Annotated in this window: 10 protein-coding genes and 6 pseudogenes; 10 read left to right on the forward strand and 6 right to left on the reverse strand. The window is 68.7% G+C overall.

Annotation, left to right across the window (positions count from 1 at the left end; genetic code table 11):
• Window positions 1-404 precede the first annotated feature (404 nt).
• Both V1L54_RS09845 and V1L54_RS09850 read left to right on the forward strand, forming a co-directional pair.
• Window positions 405-788 (forward strand): annotated as a pseudogene (locus tag V1L54_RS09845) (TetR/AcrR family transcriptional regulator); the annotation flags it as partial.
• 305 nt (window positions 789-1,093) lie between these two features.
• Window positions 1,094-1,452 (forward strand): annotated as a pseudogene (locus V1L54_RS09850) (transposase); the annotation flags it as partial.
• A gap of 18 nt (window positions 1,453-1,470) precedes the next feature.
• Here V1L54_RS09850 and V1L54_RS09855 read toward each other — a convergent pair.
• Window positions 1,471-2,562, reverse strand: a pseudogene (locus V1L54_RS09855) (IS110 family RNA-guided transposase); the annotation flags it as partial.
• Between the two features lies 1 nt (window position 2,563).
• On the opposite strand from V1L54_RS09855, the pseudogene V1L54_RS09860 reads away from it, so the two are divergent.
• The 7 genes and pseudogenes from V1L54_RS09860 to V1L54_RS09890 all read left to right on the forward strand — a co-directional run.
• Window positions 2,564-2,971: pseudogene (locus V1L54_RS09860) on the forward strand (IS5 family transposase); the annotation flags it as partial.
• A 447-nt stretch (window positions 2,972-3,418) separates the two neighbouring features.
• Window positions 3,419-4,276, forward strand: a complete 858-nt coding sequence (locus tag V1L54_RS09865) for an alpha/beta fold hydrolase (protein ID WP_330117540.1) — start codon at window positions 3,419-3,421, stop codon at window positions 4,274-4,276.
• 61 nt (window positions 4,277-4,337) lie between these two features.
• Complete coding sequence (locus V1L54_RS09870; RefSeq protein ID WP_330117541.1) at window positions 4,338-4,895, forward strand: TetR/AcrR family transcriptional regulator; 558 nt, start codon at window positions 4,338-4,340, stop codon at window positions 4,893-4,895.
• A 96-nt stretch (window positions 4,896-4,991) separates the two neighbouring features.
• On the forward strand, window positions 4,992-6,083 hold the full coding sequence (locus V1L54_RS09875; RefSeq protein ID WP_330117542.1) for an alkene reductase: 1,092 nt from the start codon (window positions 4,992-4,994) through the stop codon (window positions 6,081-6,083).
• Window positions 6,084-6,708: 625 nt separating this feature from the next.
• Entirely contained in the window at window positions 6,709-6,945 is a 237-nt protein-coding gene (locus tag V1L54_RS09880) for a hypothetical protein (RefSeq protein ID WP_330117543.1), read from the forward strand.
• Between the two features lie 814 nt (window positions 6,946-7,759).
• Window positions 7,760-8,947, forward strand: coding sequence for a cytochrome P450 (locus V1L54_RS09885; protein ID WP_330117544.1), 1,188 nt, complete (start codon window positions 7,760-7,762; stop codon window positions 8,945-8,947).
• A gap of 162 nt (window positions 8,948-9,109) precedes the next feature.
• Window positions 9,110-9,845: pseudogene (locus tag V1L54_RS09890) on the forward strand (transposase); the annotation flags it as partial.
• Window positions 9,846-10,327: 482 nt separating this feature from the next.
• Here the strand turns inward: V1L54_RS09890 and V1L54_RS09895 are convergent.
• From V1L54_RS09895 to cseB, 4 genes are all read right to left on the reverse strand, one after another.
• A complete protein-coding gene (locus tag V1L54_RS09895; protein ID WP_443076582.1) occupies window positions 10,328-11,245 on the reverse strand; it encodes an endonuclease/exonuclease/phosphatase family protein in 918 nt (305 codons plus the stop codon).
• Window positions 11,246-11,327: 82 nt separating this feature from the next.
• Window positions 11,328-12,353: a D-alanyl-D-alanine carboxypeptidase family protein gene (locus V1L54_RS09900; protein ID WP_330117546.1), complete on the reverse strand. Its 1,026-nt coding sequence runs from the start codon at window positions 12,351-12,353 to the stop codon at window positions 11,328-11,330.
• Window positions 12,354-12,490: 137 nt separating this feature from the next.
• Entirely contained in the window at window positions 12,491-13,747 is a 1,257-nt protein-coding gene (locus V1L54_RS09905; RefSeq protein ID WP_330117547.1) for an ATP-binding protein, read from the reverse strand.
• 1 nt (window position 13,748) lies between these two features.
• Window positions 13,749-14,531 (reverse strand): two-component system response regulator CseB, encoded by a 783-nt coding sequence (gene cseB / locus V1L54_RS09910; protein ID WP_330117548.1) that lies wholly within the window; start codon window positions 14,529-14,531, stop codon window positions 13,749-13,751.
• 259 nt (window positions 14,532-14,790) lie between these two features.
• On the opposite strand from cseB, the pseudogene V1L54_RS09915 reads away from it, so the two are divergent.
• Window positions 14,791-15,070, forward strand: a pseudogene (locus V1L54_RS09915) (helix-turn-helix domain-containing protein); the annotation flags it as partial.
• A gap of 12 nt (window positions 15,071-15,082) precedes the next feature.
• Here V1L54_RS09915 and V1L54_RS09920 read toward each other — a convergent pair.
• A complete protein-coding gene (locus V1L54_RS09920) occupies window positions 15,083-15,817 on the reverse strand; it encodes a S1 family peptidase (protein ID WP_330117778.1) in 735 nt (244 codons plus the stop codon).
• Window positions 15,818-15,980: the final 163 nt, after the last annotated feature.

A 15,980-nucleotide genomic window follows, 5' to 3' on the forward strand; every position in this document is an offset into this window, starting at 1 on the left:
AATGAAAACAGCTCAATGTCTCGTGTCCGGTGAGCCGGATGACGCCCTCGTCCTTGCGAACGACGAAGCGGCCGCAGACCTCCAGACCGGATCATCCTTGCCGGGGAGCGGTACGCGGAGAGTCATGATCATGATCCTTTCTCGCGACGTCGCCGGTCGGCCGACCGCGGCGCATGTTGAAGATGATTCATTGAAAAAGAATCAATCAATGGTGCCGACGCGGGGACCATCCCGCCCTCGCCTACGCTGCGGACGACATCGACCACTGCTGGGAAGGGGCCGACGTGACCGCACCCGAAGCAGGGAAACCGCCGACCCGGCGGCAGGCGGCAGCACAGGAGACGCGCCAGAAACTGCTGATCGCCGCACTGGAGTAGTTCTCCAAGCCCCAGTACGCCGAAGTCACCGTCGGGGACATCGCGCAGGCAGCGGGCGTCGCGCACGGATTGCTGTCCCACCACTTCAAGGACAAGGAGAACCTCTACGCCGAGGTGGTACGGAGGGTCGACCAGCAGCTCGGAGAAGCCACGAGGCTGGCCTCCGAAGGGCCCGTCACCGAACGGCTGCGATGGCACTTCACCGCACATCTGTGTTTCCTGGCCTCGTACGAGAACGCCGCGCTCAACCTCATCCTGAGCCGCGCTCGGGGAACCGACGCAGCGGCAGCGGCCTTCGAAGCAACACGGGAGGAAGGCACCCGGGCCGTCTGCGCGCTGCTCGGCCTCGACGCCGACGACCCCGGACTGCACCTGTCCATGCGGGGTTCAGTGCCGCCTGCGACGAGATGACCCTGCTCTGGCTGCGCTACGGGCGCCCGGTCGAGATCGCGCACTGGCCGATGCCTGGATCACCCTGCTCACGGGCGCCGTCCGCGCCGCGTACGGCTTCACCCCGACCCCCGAACTGGGTGAGGCCCTCGGCGCCCTGGACCAAGCCCCCCAGCCCGGGGCTGAACTGCGGGGAGAGGTGGCCGGGCGCTGCCGCCGACCGCATCACCGCTCACAGCCTTGCCCACCTGCCCAGCAGATACCGGCGTGGGACGGTGAACGGATTTACCGGCTATCTCATTTGACTTGTTCGATAGTCGGCCGGTGTGGGGATCGTGGAGCGGCTGGCGCCGGATGAGCTGTGGGAGTTGTTCCAGCGGGAGGTGCCGGAGGCGCCGACCCGTCCGCAAGGAGGTGGCCGGCGCCGGCACGGAGACCGGGAGGTGCTGGCCGCGATCGTGTTCGTCGCGACGTCGGGTTGTACGTGGCAGCAGGTGCCGTCCGCCTCGTTCGGTCCGTCGGGGGCCACAGCCACCGGTGGTTCACGGAGTGGTCGAAGGCCCAGGTGTGGGCCAAGCTTCAGCGCCTGGTCCTCGACGAACTCGGTTCCCGTGGCGAGTTGGACCGGTCCCGCTGTGCAATCGACTCGGTGAACGTGCGGGCCCTGAAAAGGTGCCTCTATGGCTTTCGTCAAGCCGTTGCCCGGTGTGGGCGTCTGGTAGAAGGTGCCGTCGCGGGGCACGGCGAAGAGGATGTCGATGCGGTGTCGTGCCAGCGCGATGAGAGCGGTGATGTGGTGTTTTCCCTCGCGGCGTTTGCGGTCGTGGTGGGTGCGTGACTCGGGCTGGGAGAGCGAGGCGAACGCGGGAGGTAGGAGGCCCTCTTCAGCTGTCTGTTACCGCGCTCGGAGGGGTGTTCGCCGCGGATGGAGGAGCCGGAGTCGCGGGTTACGGGCGCAAGGCCGGCGTAGGCGGCGAGATGGCCGGCGGTGGCGAAGCCGCTGGCGTCTCCGACGTCGATGAGGATGCGGGCTGCGGTCCTGATCCCGAGGCCTGGCATCGGGATCAGGACCTGGGAACGAGGGTGGGTCTCCAGCAGTTCCCCGATTCGGGCGGCGAGGAGTCTTCGCTGTTCAAGAACGGACCGGAGCGAGGCTGGGGACGATCAGCGCGGCAGCCTCGGTGCCCGGAACGACGACGGTCTGTTCGTCGAGTGCGGTGAAGAGGTCCTCGACCAGCCGCTCGGCCATCCGCGGCGCCTCGGGACGTATCAAGGTCAGGACGCGACGGCGTCCGGCTTTGCGGATCTGGGCGGGTGAGCCGGAACTGGTCGAGCAGTCTGAGCACGGCTGGGTGCTGGACGCGCGGGCCCAAGACCCGTTCCAGGGAGGGGTGGATCTGGGTGAGCAGGCCGCGGAGCCGCTTCGCCATCCGGGTGGACTCACCCGCAAGGTCGTCGTCGAATCCTGCGATCACCGCGAGCTCGGCGACGGTCTCGTCAGTGGGATCGATCGTCCTCAGGGTATGGGGCATCGCTCTGGCGGCATCCGCGATGACGAATGCGTCGCGGGCGCCGGTTTTGGCCTCACCGGGGTAAAGATCGGCGATCCGCCGCATCGTCAGTCCGGGCAGGTAGGCGACCTGACATCCCGCATCCCGGGCGACCGCCAGCGGCAGGGCCCCGATGGAAGCCGGCTGGTCGAACGACCACCAGCACCGTTCCGTGCATGGCCCGGAGCTTGTCGAACAGCTCTCGCAACTTTCGGTTCGCTGTTGAGCAGAGGCTTGTCCAACAACGGCTCGAAGATCCACTTGATCACCGAGCGGAGCGGTCTATCCCTGTCCGTCGGCATCTCGGGTGGCAACGTCCGTGACAGCCAGGCCCTGATCCCGTTGGTGCAGGGCATACCGCCGATCCGCTCCCGGCGCGGCCGACGACGGCGCAGGCCCGGAAAGCTTCACGGCGACAAGGGCTACGACTACAACCACCTGCGGCGATGGTTACGCGACCGACTCGTCACACCCCGGATCGCCCGCAAGGGGACGGATTCCAGTCAGCGGCTGGGCCGGCACCGCTGGACCATCGAACGCACCATGGCCTGGCTCGCCGGATGCCGACACCTCCACCGACGCTACGAGCGGAAAGCCAGCCACTTCCTGGCCTTCACCAGCATCGCCTGCACCCTCATCTGTTACCGCCGGCTCGTCAGATGCGGTGACCTGTTATGCAGCGCCAGGCGTCGATCAGATCCTTCAGCTCCCGTCCTGCCGCACCCTCGCCCCTCCGCCTCCCCCTGGCGCCGTGGCTGCTGGTTCCTGCGAGAGGCAGCCGCTTGGTCCTGCCGTACGGCGCGCCCGCCGAGTGCGACTGTGCCAGCGCTGGCGCTGGCACCGGCCGAACCTCCGGGGCGGTCGGCGCCTTTGCGAGTCCGGGATCCCGCACGTCGCCACCTGGAGCGGGATCACCTGCGTTGTGGACACCTTCTCTCGGGACAGGCCTTGACCCTGCCCAAGAATGCAATATATTGCATGTTGTACTCATGGTCGCCTCATTGACTGGACCGGCGCGGCAGCATCGGACCGGCGCGACCTGGATGCACGGCTGTCCAGCCCGCCCCCAGAACCGCCTCTCATTCCGGAAGGAAATCCGCCATGAACAGGACCTCACCGCATCGTTCCCTCGCCAGGCGCGCCGCCGTCGCCGCCAGCGTCGCGGGCGGCATCGCGGCGACCGCTCTCCTCGCAACCGCCGGCGCCTCCGCCACCAGCGCCACCCACCACCACCGCCCGGCGGCCGAGAAGCCGACGATTGTCCTGGTGCACGGCGCGTTCGCGGATTCCTCGAGCTGGAACGGCGTGATCAAGAACCTCCAGCGTGAGGGATATCCGGTCATCGCTCCCGCCAACCCCCTGCGCGGCCTGCACGAGGACGCCGCCTACCTGCGCAGCCTCCTGGACAGCACCCCCGGCCCCGTCGTCCTCGTCGGCCACTCCTACGGCGGCTCCGTCCTGAGCGAAGCCGCGGACGGAGCCGACAACGTCAAGGCACTCGTCTACATTGCCAGCTTCCAGCCCGACGTCGGCGAAAGCACCTCCGCCCTCGCCGCCAAGTTCCCCGGCGGCCAGCTCGGCGAAGCTCTCCACAGCGTGACCGTCCCCCAGCCCGACGGCGACACCGCCACCGACCTCTACATCCAGCAGGACAAGTTCCGCGCCGTCTTCGCTGCCGACGTCTCCAGGAACACCGCGAAGCTGATGGCAGCCACCCAGCGGCCCATCACCTCCGCCGCCCTCGACGACACGGCCACCAAGACCGCCTGGAAGACCATCCCCTCCTGGAGCCTCATCACCACCCAGGACCTCGCGATCCCCGCCGACTCGATGCGCTTCATGTCGAAGCGCGCCAACTCCCACACCACCGAAATCGACGCCTCCCACGCCGTCACCGTCTCCCACCCCCGCGCCGTCTCCAAGCTCATCGACGCGGCGGCCCGGGACACCACCGGCTGACCGCTGAGAGTCGCAGCACACAGGGAAACAGATCTGTTTCCAAATGTGTTATGGTTACATCATGCCGACTGAGGACACCAGGACTCGTTTGGTGGCTCACGCCACCAGCCTGTTTCATCGCGAGGGGTTCCATGCTGTGGGCGTGGATCGCCTGGCCGCCGAACTGGGCATCTCCAAGAAGACCCTCTACAAGCAGTTCCGTTCCAAGGACGCGCTCCTCGCGGAGGTCCTGGACCGTTGCGACGACATGGCCGTGCGGGATTTCCCCGACGAAAGCGATGACGCCTCACCGCAGGAGCGGCTGCTGGGAGTCTTCGACGCGCAGCGCGCCTACTGCGAGGCGCCGGAGTTCTCCGGGTGCTTCTTCGTGAACATCGCCACAGAGTTCCGGGACCCCTCGCACCCGGCGGTGCGGCAGGCGTGCTTCCACAAGAGCCAGTTGCACGCCTACGTCCGGCGCCAGGCAGAAATCGCTGGAGCCCTCGATCCGGAAGCGGTGGCTGAACAGCTCGTGGTTCTGCACACCGGCGCCGCCGATTACGCGCTGCTCACCGGCCGCTACCCGGCCGCGGTCCGAGGGGCGGTAGAGGCGCTCCTCGACGCTTGGGGCGTCCGCTGAACCGCTGACGTCACACGGCCTCTGTCACAACCCCCAAACGACACCGATCACGGACGGTCGGCACTTTCGGAGTCGGCCCCGTCCGAAGGGACAACCATGTCTACTCTGCGTGACCCACTCACCCTGCCGGCTTTCACCACGGCCAACCGCGTGTTCATGGCTCCCATGACCCGTATGCGCGCCGCCCAACCCGGCGACGTTCCCACCGACCTGATGCGCGAGTACTACACCCAGCGCGCCGGGGCGGGCCTGATCGTCACCGAAGGCTCACCGATCAGCCCCCAGGCCAAAGGATACTTCGCCACGCCCGGTATCCACACCGCCGAGCAGATCGCCGGATGGCGCCGGATCACCGATGCCGTTCACGAAAAAGGGGGAAAGATCACTCTGCAGCTGTGGCACGTGGGCCGCGTCACCCACCCCACGTTCCAGGGCGGCGAACCGGGCGTCTCCGCCAGTGCCCTGCCCTTCAGCGGAACCACCACCATCGAAGGCCCCGATGGAACACTCATCACGGCCGACTCCCCGACCCCGCGTGCCCTGGCGACCGAGGAACTGGCCGGTATCGTCGACGACTTCCGCCGCGCCACCGTCAACGCCCGCAGCGCCGGATTCGACATGGTCGAGATCCACGGCGCCAACGGATACCTCCTGCAGCAGTTCATGTCCATCAGCAGTAACCACCGTGACGACCAGTACGGCGGCAACCTCGTCAACCGTGCCCGCCTCGCCCTCGAAGTGGTCGACGCCGTCGTGGACGCCTGGGACGCGGCCCATGTCGGCATGCGGATCTCCCCCATGATCAAGTTCGGTGGACTCGACGACTCCGACGGCCTGGAGATGGGATTGCACATCGCCAGCGAACTCAGCCGCCGGGAGCTGGGCTACCTCCACCTGTGCGAGCCCGACTGGGCGGACGGTCCCGAACTCGACGACGACTTCCGCATCAAGCTCCGGGAGGCGTTCAACGGTGTCATCATCGCCGCCGGAAACTACACGGCCGACAAGAGCGCCCGCGTCCTGCGCGCCGGCTGGGCCGACGCCATCGCCTTCGGCCGACCCTTCATTGCCAACCCCGACCTCCCCCAACGCCTGTTCGACGACGCCCCGCTCAACGAACTGCGGCCCGAACTCATCTACGGCGGCGACGCCGCCGGCTACACCGACTACCCCGCCCTCACCAACTGACAGCGACAGACCGGGCCCATCTGCCAGTCCATCGACGGTGACGCCGACGGGCTACGCACCTCGCGAGGTTGCCGTCAGTCGGGTGAGGTACTCAAAGTCGCAACCCGCAGGCGCGGGGGTCACGATGCTCCCCCATCGTTGCCGCACTCGACCGGACCCACGTCTTGGTCGAGCGCGGCACGATGCTCATCGTCACCCCGCGAGGGGACCGCCGCTTCGGGAGCCCATCCCGCAGGTGTTCTCTGGCCGACCGGCCGCACCGTCGACATGCACGGCGGAGCGGCCCGGTACCAGCGAGGTGAGGCAGTCGCCGAGTCAGGCACGGCGCGTACGAACAGAGGGCAACCAGGAGTGATCTTGGGTTCGCCGACCGTTGTAAGCCGGTGAGAGTGCCGTACGTGCGACACCGTGTCCGCTCCGTCGACGACTTTCGGCTGACGGGTGGTCGGCGACGACGGGGGGAGGCGGCGTTTGCCGTGAGTCGAACCCTCGATCGGGGATGTTACTCAGGTTACCCACAGCATGTTCCCCGCGGGTCGCCTCCTGCTTGATGCGCCGATGGAGTGGCCTGGGCGCGCCGGCAATCGGTATGCCTGCCCGGCGGCCGACGGCTCACGTCCCCGAAGTGCGCCCTAGAGCTGCGATACGCTCCGCCTTCCCGCTGGCCAGTCTGGCGGAGGAATTGCGCGAGGGATGGGGAAGCCTCGATTCCTTCACCGATGCGGAGCCCGGCAGCACGACTGACGTACGGGCTGTGTTCACCTGGTCCTACAAGGCATTGACGCCCGCCACGGCTCGGCTGTTCAGACTGCTGTCCCTGCACCCGGGCCCCGACATCTCGCTGGCCGCGGCGGCGCGGTGAGTTGCCGGACATCGGTATCGCGCCCGAGACGCACGCTGGCAACTGCCGGTCCGCCGTTGGGTAGTGGCGCAGTGGCGTTACGGAGTGGTCGTCCTATCGATGACGTATCCCAGAATTGCGTCGCGAACGCGGTCGGACAGCGACCAGTCCACGGTGCCGTTCAGTTCCTTGATCATAGTGACGGCCACGCCACTGCTCGCGGCCATGATTGTCCTCACCGCGTCGGGCGGCGAGAGGGTGAGCTGGTCGGCAGCGCTTCGAGCACAGCAAGTACGCGGGAACCCCTCGCTGAGAGGGAGGCGGGGGGTGGTCGCGGGCGAGTTCTTGATGCCGCATTCCCCCGTCTTCAGAACAGGCGGGGATACGGCGACACCGGCGAGCTTTCTCCATGACAGGGGGCGTCGTGTGTTGCGGAACGTCGGCCCGGCAGGACCGTGGGCAGCCATGGCGTGGTCCCCTCGAAAGGGGCCGCCGTCCCAGCTGTCCGGTACCCGCCGGCTGGGAACGGTGAGTCGGATACTCCTTGACGTTACTGATTCGTATGCAATATATTGCATATTGCACTATCGATGCGACTGAAGCACTCGCGCGGCCGAGTGCATCCGGGCCGGTGAGCGGCCACTGTCCCGGTTGCTGCACCAAGACCGGGAGAACCGAAAACCACTGACGGAAGTCGCCGTAGCCGTCGGGAAGACACCGGTCGACCGGTCCTCGAGCAACTGTGACCGTGTCGCGGTCTGCCGCGCACGGTCGGCCGACGAAAATCCGCCGTATCAGCCCCTCTCGTGATTCACGATGCAACAAGGATTAGCTCATGACAGCCGAAGTGTTTCCGCTCGATCACACAGGTCGTTCTCTCCGTGAAGACGCTGCTGAACTTCAGTCGCTCGGCCCCGCGGTCCGGGTTGAGCTGCCCGGTGGCGTGATCGCCTGGTCGGTGACGAGGTATGAGCTGCTGAAGCAGCTTTCCGACGACGGACGACTGTCGCGGGACGCGCAGCAGCACTGGCCTGGGCTCCCGGACATTCCCGAGGGCTGGCCCCTCGCTCCCTTTCTCATCTCGCCCACCGTCCTCAACGCCTATGGATCGGATCGCCATCGACTGCGGGAGATCATGGAAGGGGCGTTCACACCCGAGCGTCTGGAAACGCTGAGGGAAAATCTCGGTCGGAGGGTGCCGCTGCATCTCGGTTCCCTTGGAGCGCCCGGCTCCCTGGTTGACATCCGCGCGAAGTATGCGCAGGTCATCGCCTACGACACCCTGTGTGACCTTTTCGGCGTTCCGGAGGCGGAGTGGCCGGAAGCCACGGGCGCCATGCGGAACCTCCTCAGCCCTACCGAGGACGCAGACCAGGCGAATGCCCAGCTCGAGTCCGCGATGGGATACCTCGCGAGGCTGCTTTCGGGGAAGAAGAACGCCCCCGGAGAGGACATGGCTACCACGCTGGCTCAGGCAGACATGACAGATGAGGAGCGAGTGCTGGCTCTGGCTGTCACCATTGCCGGCGGCGTTCCGGCGACCACCGAACTCATCACGAATGCCGTGTACAACATGCTCCGCAATCCGGAACAACTGGCCGCGGTCAAGAGTGGCGAGACGACATGGTCCGCAGTCGTCGAGGAGACGCTGCGCTTCGATGCCCCCGTGCAGCACATGCCTCTCAGGTACGCCGTCGAGGACATCGATCTCGGCGAGGGCGCAGTGATTCGTCAGGGCGATCCTGTGATCATGGGATTCGGGGCCGGGGGACGCGATCCGAAGGTCCACGGAGGCACGACCGAAGTGTTCGACGTGCACCGCGTGAACAAGGAACATGTGGCATTCGGCCATGGAGTGCACCACTGCATCGGCGCACCCCTGGGACGCATCGAAGCCTCCGTGGCACTGCAGGCTCTGTTCAGCTACTTCCCGTACATGAAGCTGGCCGAATCGCCCGCAGATCTGCAGCCGCTGCCCACCTTCATCTTCAATGGGAAGGCCGAACTGCCGGTTCGCCTGTGACGTCGCCGATTCGGCGGCCGCAAGCGGTGAAGGGCCGGCTCGCCCGTCGAACGACGGGCGAGCCGGCCCCGCTCTGGACAGGCTCACCGGACACCGCGACGGCCGCGAACCGACGCCTCCTGGCCGCAGTCGTGATCTGCCGGACGGCGTCCGGCAGCGGCCCTGCTCACCCAGTTCCACCCCAGCCTGGAACGCGTCCTGCGCCCCCGTCTCGACCACCAGGCCGTCACCTGGCTGCTGGAACGTACGGATCCCCGGACGCCCTGCGCAAAGCCGGCCGCCGCAGACACATCGAGCTCATCGCCCCAAGGCCCCGCGCATGGCCACCCGACTGGTCGACGACGTCTTCACCGCCCTCGACGAACAGACCGTCGTGGTCCCTGGGACCGCCACCCTCGACATCGTGGTCCCCTCCCTGGCCCGCTCGCTCGCCGCCGTCCATGAACAGCGCCGAGCTCTGGAAGCACAGATCAACACCCTCCTGGAGGCCCACCCTCTTTCCCGGGTCCTGACCTCGATGCCCGGAGTCGGCGTCAGGACCGCCGCAGTCCTGCTGACCACCGTCGGTGACGGCGCCAGCTTCCCCGCCGCCGCCCACCTCGCCCCCTACGCGGGCCTGGCCCCCACAACGAAGTCCTCGGGAACCTCGATCCACGGCGAACACGCACCCCAGGGCGGAAACCGGCAGCTCAAACGGGCCATGTTCCTGGCCGCCTTCGCCTGCATGAACGCCGATCCCGCCTCCCGCACCTACTACGACAAGCAACGCGCCCGCGGAAAGACCCACACCCAAGCCCTTCTCCGCCTCGCACGCCAGCGCATCAGCGTCCTGTTCGCAATGCTCCGCGACGGGACCCTCTACGAACCCCGAACCCCCGCCGTCACCCTCGCCGCATGACCAAGACCGACAGCACAGGATTGACGAACGATATAGAGGCACCCCCGCGACCTCGACGCCTACACCGCCACCGCCTACGAGCTGGCCGGCTTCACCGACCAGGACGACGCCTTCGACCCAACCGACCTGGAAAGCGAGGCGGATCTCGCCGGCGGCGACCTGGAGGCCGCCCTGTCCTGGGTCGCCGCCGCGGTCTACGTCCTGCAGCAGCCCCTCCCCTACCCCTTCCGCGACGTCCTGCTCCACGGCGACCTCGACAACCGGCCCGCGCACTGTGCCCTCTACACCTACGCGACGCTGCTGCGGCTGAAGCACCCGGAGCAGGCCGCGCCCTGGTTCACGGCGATGGTCTACCTCAGCCCGATGGACAAGACGGGTGCTCGCTTCCTCACCCCCGGTGGGCCTTCGCGCCACCGCTCACCCCCCGGACGCTGACCTAGCGCGACAGCGAGGAGCGCGGCTGCCGTTCCGGAAGCCCGCGCTCACACCCGCACCGACGCCGCCACCGGCAGGTGGTCGCTGCCGGTGGCTGGGAGGGCCCAGGCGGACCGCGGCTCCACACCGCGTACGAGGATGTGGTCGATCCGGACCACCGGGAACGAGGCCGGCCAGCTGGCGCCGAACCCCGCGCCCGACTCGGCCTGAACTGAACGCAGTTGGGAGGTGAGCCCGGACAGTCCCCGGTCGCCGGTCGTGCCGTTCAGGTCGCCCACGAGGATCGTGCGGGGAAGTGGCTCGGCGCGCACGGCGGCGGCGAGTCGCCGCGCGGCCGCGTCACGTGCGTCGGAGGTGAACCCCGAGCCGGCGGTGAAGCGGACGGACATCAGATGGGCGACGAAGACCGCGACCGGTCCCTCGGGCGTGCGGACGGTGGCGCGCAGGGCACGTGGCCAGGGCGCGATGTCGACCGCACGGGCGTCGGCGACCGGATACCTGCTCCACAGACCGACCGTGCCCTGCACGGAGTGGTACGGGTAGGTGTCGGCCAGCGTCCTCTCGTACGCCGCTGTCGACGGGCCGCCCAGCTCTTCGAGAGCCACCACGTCGGCGCCGGATGCGGCCAGGGCACGGGCGGTGCGCACCGGCCTCGGATTGCTTTCGTTGACGTTGTGCGTCACGAGGGTCAGGTTGCCGCCGTCCTCCCGTTTGTCGACGAGTGTCCCGCCGAAGACCGAGCACCAGACGACGGCCGGCAGCAGCACGGCCACGGGCCCGGCGGCCCTGGACCGGCGAGCCAGGGCGCACAGGAGCAGCAGCGGCACGGCCAGGCCCGTCCAGGGCAGGAAGGTCTCGACGAGGCTGCCGAGACGGCCGACCCGGTTGGGGATGAGGGCGTGGCCCATCATTACCAGCGTGGCCAGGACCGCGAGCGAGCCGAGGACCAGCGGCGGCCGCCGGATGCCGGTGCCCTGGTCCCGCGGGCGGACGGAATCGGGTTCCGGCCGGGCGGGCGCGGTGTCGAGGGAGTTTGTCACGGCTGTCTCACCGTGTTCCGGGCGAGGTCGTCGACAGCCATCGCCGTATGCCTTCGATCAGCGCGTGGCTCGTGGCGAGAGCGGCCCGCAACCCCTGTTGGGGTTCAGTGCCGCCGCGCTGGTGCAGCACCCCTCGAAGGGCCAACCGTTCCCGGCCGTCCTTGTCGGACGCGGTGGCCGCCCACATCAGGGCGCCGCTGGCGGGAGTGCCGGAGCCGGTCTTGAGGCCGACCACGCTCGCCGTGCCGAGCAGGGTGTTGGTGTTGCGGAACGTCCCGGGCGCACCGGGCGCGGTGGTGCTGGGCATGGCGACGACGGTCCGGGACACCTCGTCGCGCATTACTCGGCGGGCCAGCCTCACCTGGTTGGCCGAGGTGCTGGTGGTCGTGGGTTCGATGCCGCTGGCGCCGGTGTAGGTGGTGTGGCGCATGCCCAGGTCACGGGCGGCCCGGTTCATCTTCGTGACGAAGGCTTCCTGCGAGCCGGCGTTCCAGCGGGCCAGCAGCCGGGCGATGCTGTTGCCGGAGAGGAACAACAGCAGTTCCAGCAGCTGTCGTTCGCTCAACCGCATACCCTCTCCGACCGGCACGCTCGACTCCACGGCCGAGACGGACTCGTTCGCGGCGGTCCTGTCGACGGTGACGAGGGGGCCGTCCTCGCCCGCGCGCAGCGGACGGTCGCGGAGGATCACGTAGGCGGTCATCACCTTGGTGACGCTGGCGAGCGGCACCGGTGTCCGCTCGCCCCGCGTACCGAGGTCACCGTGGGCGCCGAGGCCCTTGACCACCACGCTCGTCTGCCCCTCCACCGGCCGTGGTAGCGAACCCGCGACGGTTCCCGGGCTGTTGCCGGAGGTGAGCACGTCGACGGCGAGGACCGCCAGGGCGACCAGTGCAGTGGCTCCGGCGGCGAGGCCGGCCGTGAAGCGCCGCCCGGACCGGTCGTACCGGCGGGGCGGGAGCCATGATCCGGTGGACCACGAGGGCTGGGCCTGGCCTGCGCCGGGATCTCCGGAAAAGGGAATCGGTGACATGGGGGGCACCTTCAAGGGGGCGGGTGCGCGGCGTTCACGCACGTCGACCACCTTCCGCGGGGCGGATCTCCGTGCGGCTTCGGCCACGGGTCGGGCACCGCTCGGCCGGGCATCCGTTCGGTATCGGCCGTTCGGCGTCAGCCCGCGGGCGGCAGCCGGAGGGTGGCGAGCGCCCCGCCGTCGGGAGCGTTCGCGAACTCCAGCGACGCCCCGATGACCCGCGCCTGCCCCAGCGCGATGGTCAGCCCAAGGCCGTGCCCGTGGCCGCGCTCCGACGCACCCGTTCGGAATCGCTGCGGGCCGTCCGCGAGCAGCTCCGCCGGGAAGCCCGGGCCGTGGTCCCGTACGGTCACGGCCGCCCCGGCCACCTCGACCTCGACGGGGGTGCGGCCGTGCCGGTGGGCGTTGACGACGAGGTTGGCGACGATCCGGTCGAGCCGGCGCGGATCGGTCTCCGCCGACAGGTCACCGGTGGCGGTGAACCGCGTGTCCAGCCCGGTGCGGGCCACGGACTCTCCGACCATCTCGGCGAGCGGTACGGGCCTGAGTTCGGCGCGCTCGGCGCCCGCGTCGAGCCGGGAGATCTCCAGCAGGTCCTCCACCAGCGTCCGCAGCACCCCCACCCGGTCACGCACCAGGTCGGTGGTCTCGCCCTCGGGAAGCAGCTCGCTCGCGGTCACCAAGCCCATGAGTGGCGTACGCAACTCATGGGCGACGTCGGCGGTGAAGCGCTGCTCGGTCAGCAGACGTTCGCGCAGACTGTCGGCCATCGCGTCGACGGTGGCCGAGATCTCGGTGATCTCGTCACCGCCTCGGCCACCGGCCGCGGTCCTGGCGGTCAGGTCGCCCCCGGCGATCCGGCGGGCGGTCCGCGCCACCCGGCGCAGCCTCCGGTTCGGCAACTCGGCGGCGAGCACCGACAGCGGTACGACGACCGCCAGCGCCGCAAGGGAGTACTTCCACATGTGCCGGTCCAGCGCCCGCCGGGTGAGCAGGTCGGAGGTCATGTCGGCGCTCACCGCCACGGGAGCGCCACGGAGGGTCTGCGCGGCCCACATCGAGGGGTGGTCGCCGGGGGTATCGCCGTCGTACCAGGTGACGGAGCCGACCGCCCTGCCCTGCCGGTCCTGGAGGCGGCGCAGTAGTTCTTCGGGCATCTCCCCGGGCGAGACGACCAGGCCGTCGGGCGGCACGCCGTCCCGTTCGTAGTCCTCCACAGCGACGGACAACTGGGTCAGTGCCTTGGCCGCACCATCGTTCATCGACCGTTCCAGGGTGCTGCGGTGGACCAGCAGCCCGACGGTCACCGCGACGGCACAGCACGCCACGGTGACGAGCAGCGCGATCTTCCAGCGCAGCGAACGCCAGTGCGGCAGCGCGTGTGCGGTCTCCACGTCAGCGCCGCAGCTTGTAGCCGAAGCCGCGGACGGTCTCGATCCGCTCGGCCCCGATCTTCTTCCGCAGGCGCTGCACGCACAGGTCGACCACGCGGCTGTCGCCGTCCCAGCCGTAGTCCCACACGTTGCGCAGCAGGGTCTGCCGGTCCAGCACGATGCCCGGGTTCGCGGCGAATTCCAGCAGCAGCCGCAGTTCGGTGGGGGCCAGCGCGACCGGTTCGCCGGCCCGGAACACCTCCAGGCCGCCCGTGTCGATGGCCAGGTCGCCGAAGAAGAGCCGAGCGTGCCGGTCACGGCCGGGCCTCCCCGACCGGTCCGACAGGCCCGGAGGATCGGCTACAGGCCCGGCCGCCGGGCCGGGGGCCGGGGTGAATGTGGCCCGCCGCAGCAGCGAACGGATCCGGGCCACCAGCACTGCGGTGTCGACGGGCTTGACCACGTAGTCGTCGGCCCCTGCCTCCAGGCCGGAGACGACGTCCAGGGCGTCGCCGCGCGCTGACATCATCAGGACGGGATCCACGCTGGTCTCCCGGATCCGGCGGCACAGCCCGATGCCGTCGAGACCGGGCAGCATCACGTCCAGCAACAGCACGTCGTGCCGGCCCTCCCGAAACAGTTCGAGTCCGGTCAGGCCGTCGGCGGCAGCGGTGACGCGGTAGCCATAGCGCTCCAGCGCCATCGTGACGGATCTGCGGATCACCTCGTCGTCCTCGACGAGCAGGATCGTCACGGGCGCGGGCATGGACACGGGCGCGCCCCCGTCGGCTGCTGAAGCGGGCATCTTTTCCGTCCGGAGGTAGGTTCGGGGGCTGCTCTCTCACCCTGCCAGAACCGTGCCTCCGCCCCGACTCAACCGTGTATCGGGCGCGTATCAGCGATCTCTGTTCCGGCCTCGTCCACCCGGATGGCGCAGAAGACGGCAGAGACCCCTCAATGACGACGGGCCGCCCGAATCAGCGGAGACGGGCCTGGATGTATTGATCACGAGCGTTATTGAAGCGCCGGGTCTTGATCATGGCGAAGACCTGAGGCGTGGTGGGGTGTCGAGGACTGAACTAGACGGTTTTCGTGTCCCACCGAACGTCCGTCTGACCGTTCACGGCAAACGACTGCTGGTCGAACGGGTGCGTTCCGGCCGTCCGGTCGCACATGTGGCGGCAGAGATGGGCATACCCCGACCCACGGCTCACAGTGGTTGCGCCGATTCGCTGCGGAGGGCGAGGCCGGTCTGCGTGACCGGCACAGCCGGAGAGCGCCGATCCATTGGGAGAAGCGAATCCAGGTGAAGCCCCCCGAGAGAGGCGCCTTCACCCAGCACGCCACCCGTGTGGTTCAGTCCGGGATGACGTGCCCGAGCCCATGAGAGGCGAGCGGGTCGTGGAACGGCTTCCAGATGGCGGGGTCGGCCAGGTTCGTGAAGAGCCCGGTGCAAGTGTTCGTGTCGCCGGTGACGAGCCCGTACACGACTGTTCTGCCGGAGGACTTCGTATCGAACAGTGGTCCCCCGCTGTCCCCGGGGCCGACCCGGGATTCGGCGGTGCCCGCGCAGATGAACTCCTTGTCCCAAGCACCGCCCTCCGTGTCGAACTTGTTGACGGGCAACTTCACTTCGTGCATACGGGACGGCTTGTTCGGATCGACGAGATTGGTACGTCCCCAACCGGCGGTGTGCACGAGAAGCCCCGGCCGCAGCTGGGTTCCCAGTGGTGGCAGGGCCGCGCGAGGCTGGCCGACCGCGCTGTCGAGCACGATGAGCCCCAGGTCCGTGTTGGTCGTGGGGTCGAAGGCGGGGTGGCTGTAGACGGAGAAGCGCTCGTCGGTCACCACCGTTCCGCCGGGCGTGTTCGAGTCGGCCCGCCCCAGGACCAGCCGGATCTTGACCCTGCCCTGCTCGGCGAACCTGGCGCAGTGCGCCGCGGTGGCGACAACGCGGCTGTGGATGAGTGTTCCGCCGCAGTAGTGTGACCAGGCCCCGTCGTCGCCCTGTTGCTCGATCTGTACGACGAAGGGCCGCTCGCCGTCCGGTACCGGCACTCCACCGACGATCGCCGAGGCGGCGGGCGCCATGGCGAACACGGTTCCCAACGTGAAGACACCCGCGAGGGACCTGACCGCCCGTCGGCTCACTGACTTGCGCAAGGTGGACTCACTTCCGTCTGCCACCGGGCGCGGCCCCGGCGGACTCGTGGGACGGCCGACGCCCGGCCGCCCTTTCCGACGAGGATCATGA

Origin of the sequence: Streptomyces rubellus (assembly GCF_036323805.1) — a bacterium.
Classification (GTDB): domain Bacteria; phylum Actinomycetota; class Actinomycetes; order Streptomycetales; family Streptomycetaceae; genus Streptomyces.

What these genes read in the sequence shown, in the direction of transcription:
- V1L54_RS09900 (WP_330117546.1), bottom strand. Translation starts at nt 12,353, where the DNA reads ATGTCACCGATTCCCTTTTCCGGAGATCCCGGCGCAGGCCAGGCCCAG.
- V1L54_RS09885 (WP_330117544.1), top strand. Translation starts at nt 7,760, where the DNA reads ATGACAGCCGAAGTGTTTCCGCTCGATCACACAGGTCGTTCTCTCCGT.
- V1L54_RS09870 (WP_330117541.1), top strand. Translation starts at nt 4,338, where the DNA reads ATGCCGACTGAGGACACCAGGACTCGTTTGGTGGCTCACGCCACCAGC.
- cseB (WP_330117548.1), bottom strand. Translation starts at nt 14,531, where the DNA reads ATGCCCGCTTCAGCAGCCGACGGGGGCGCGCCCGTGTCCATGCCCGCG.
- V1L54_RS09865 (WP_330117540.1), top strand. Translation starts at nt 3,419, where the DNA reads ATGAACAGGACCTCACCGCATCGTTCCCTCGCCAGGCGCGCCGCCGTC.
- V1L54_RS09920 (WP_330117778.1), bottom strand. Translation starts at nt 15,817, where the DNA reads ATGGCGCCCGCCGCCTCGGCGATCGTCGGTGGAGTGCCGGTACCGGAC.
- V1L54_RS09875 (WP_330117542.1), top strand. Translation starts at nt 4,992, where the DNA reads ATGTCTACTCTGCGTGACCCACTCACCCTGCCGGCTTTCACCACGGCC.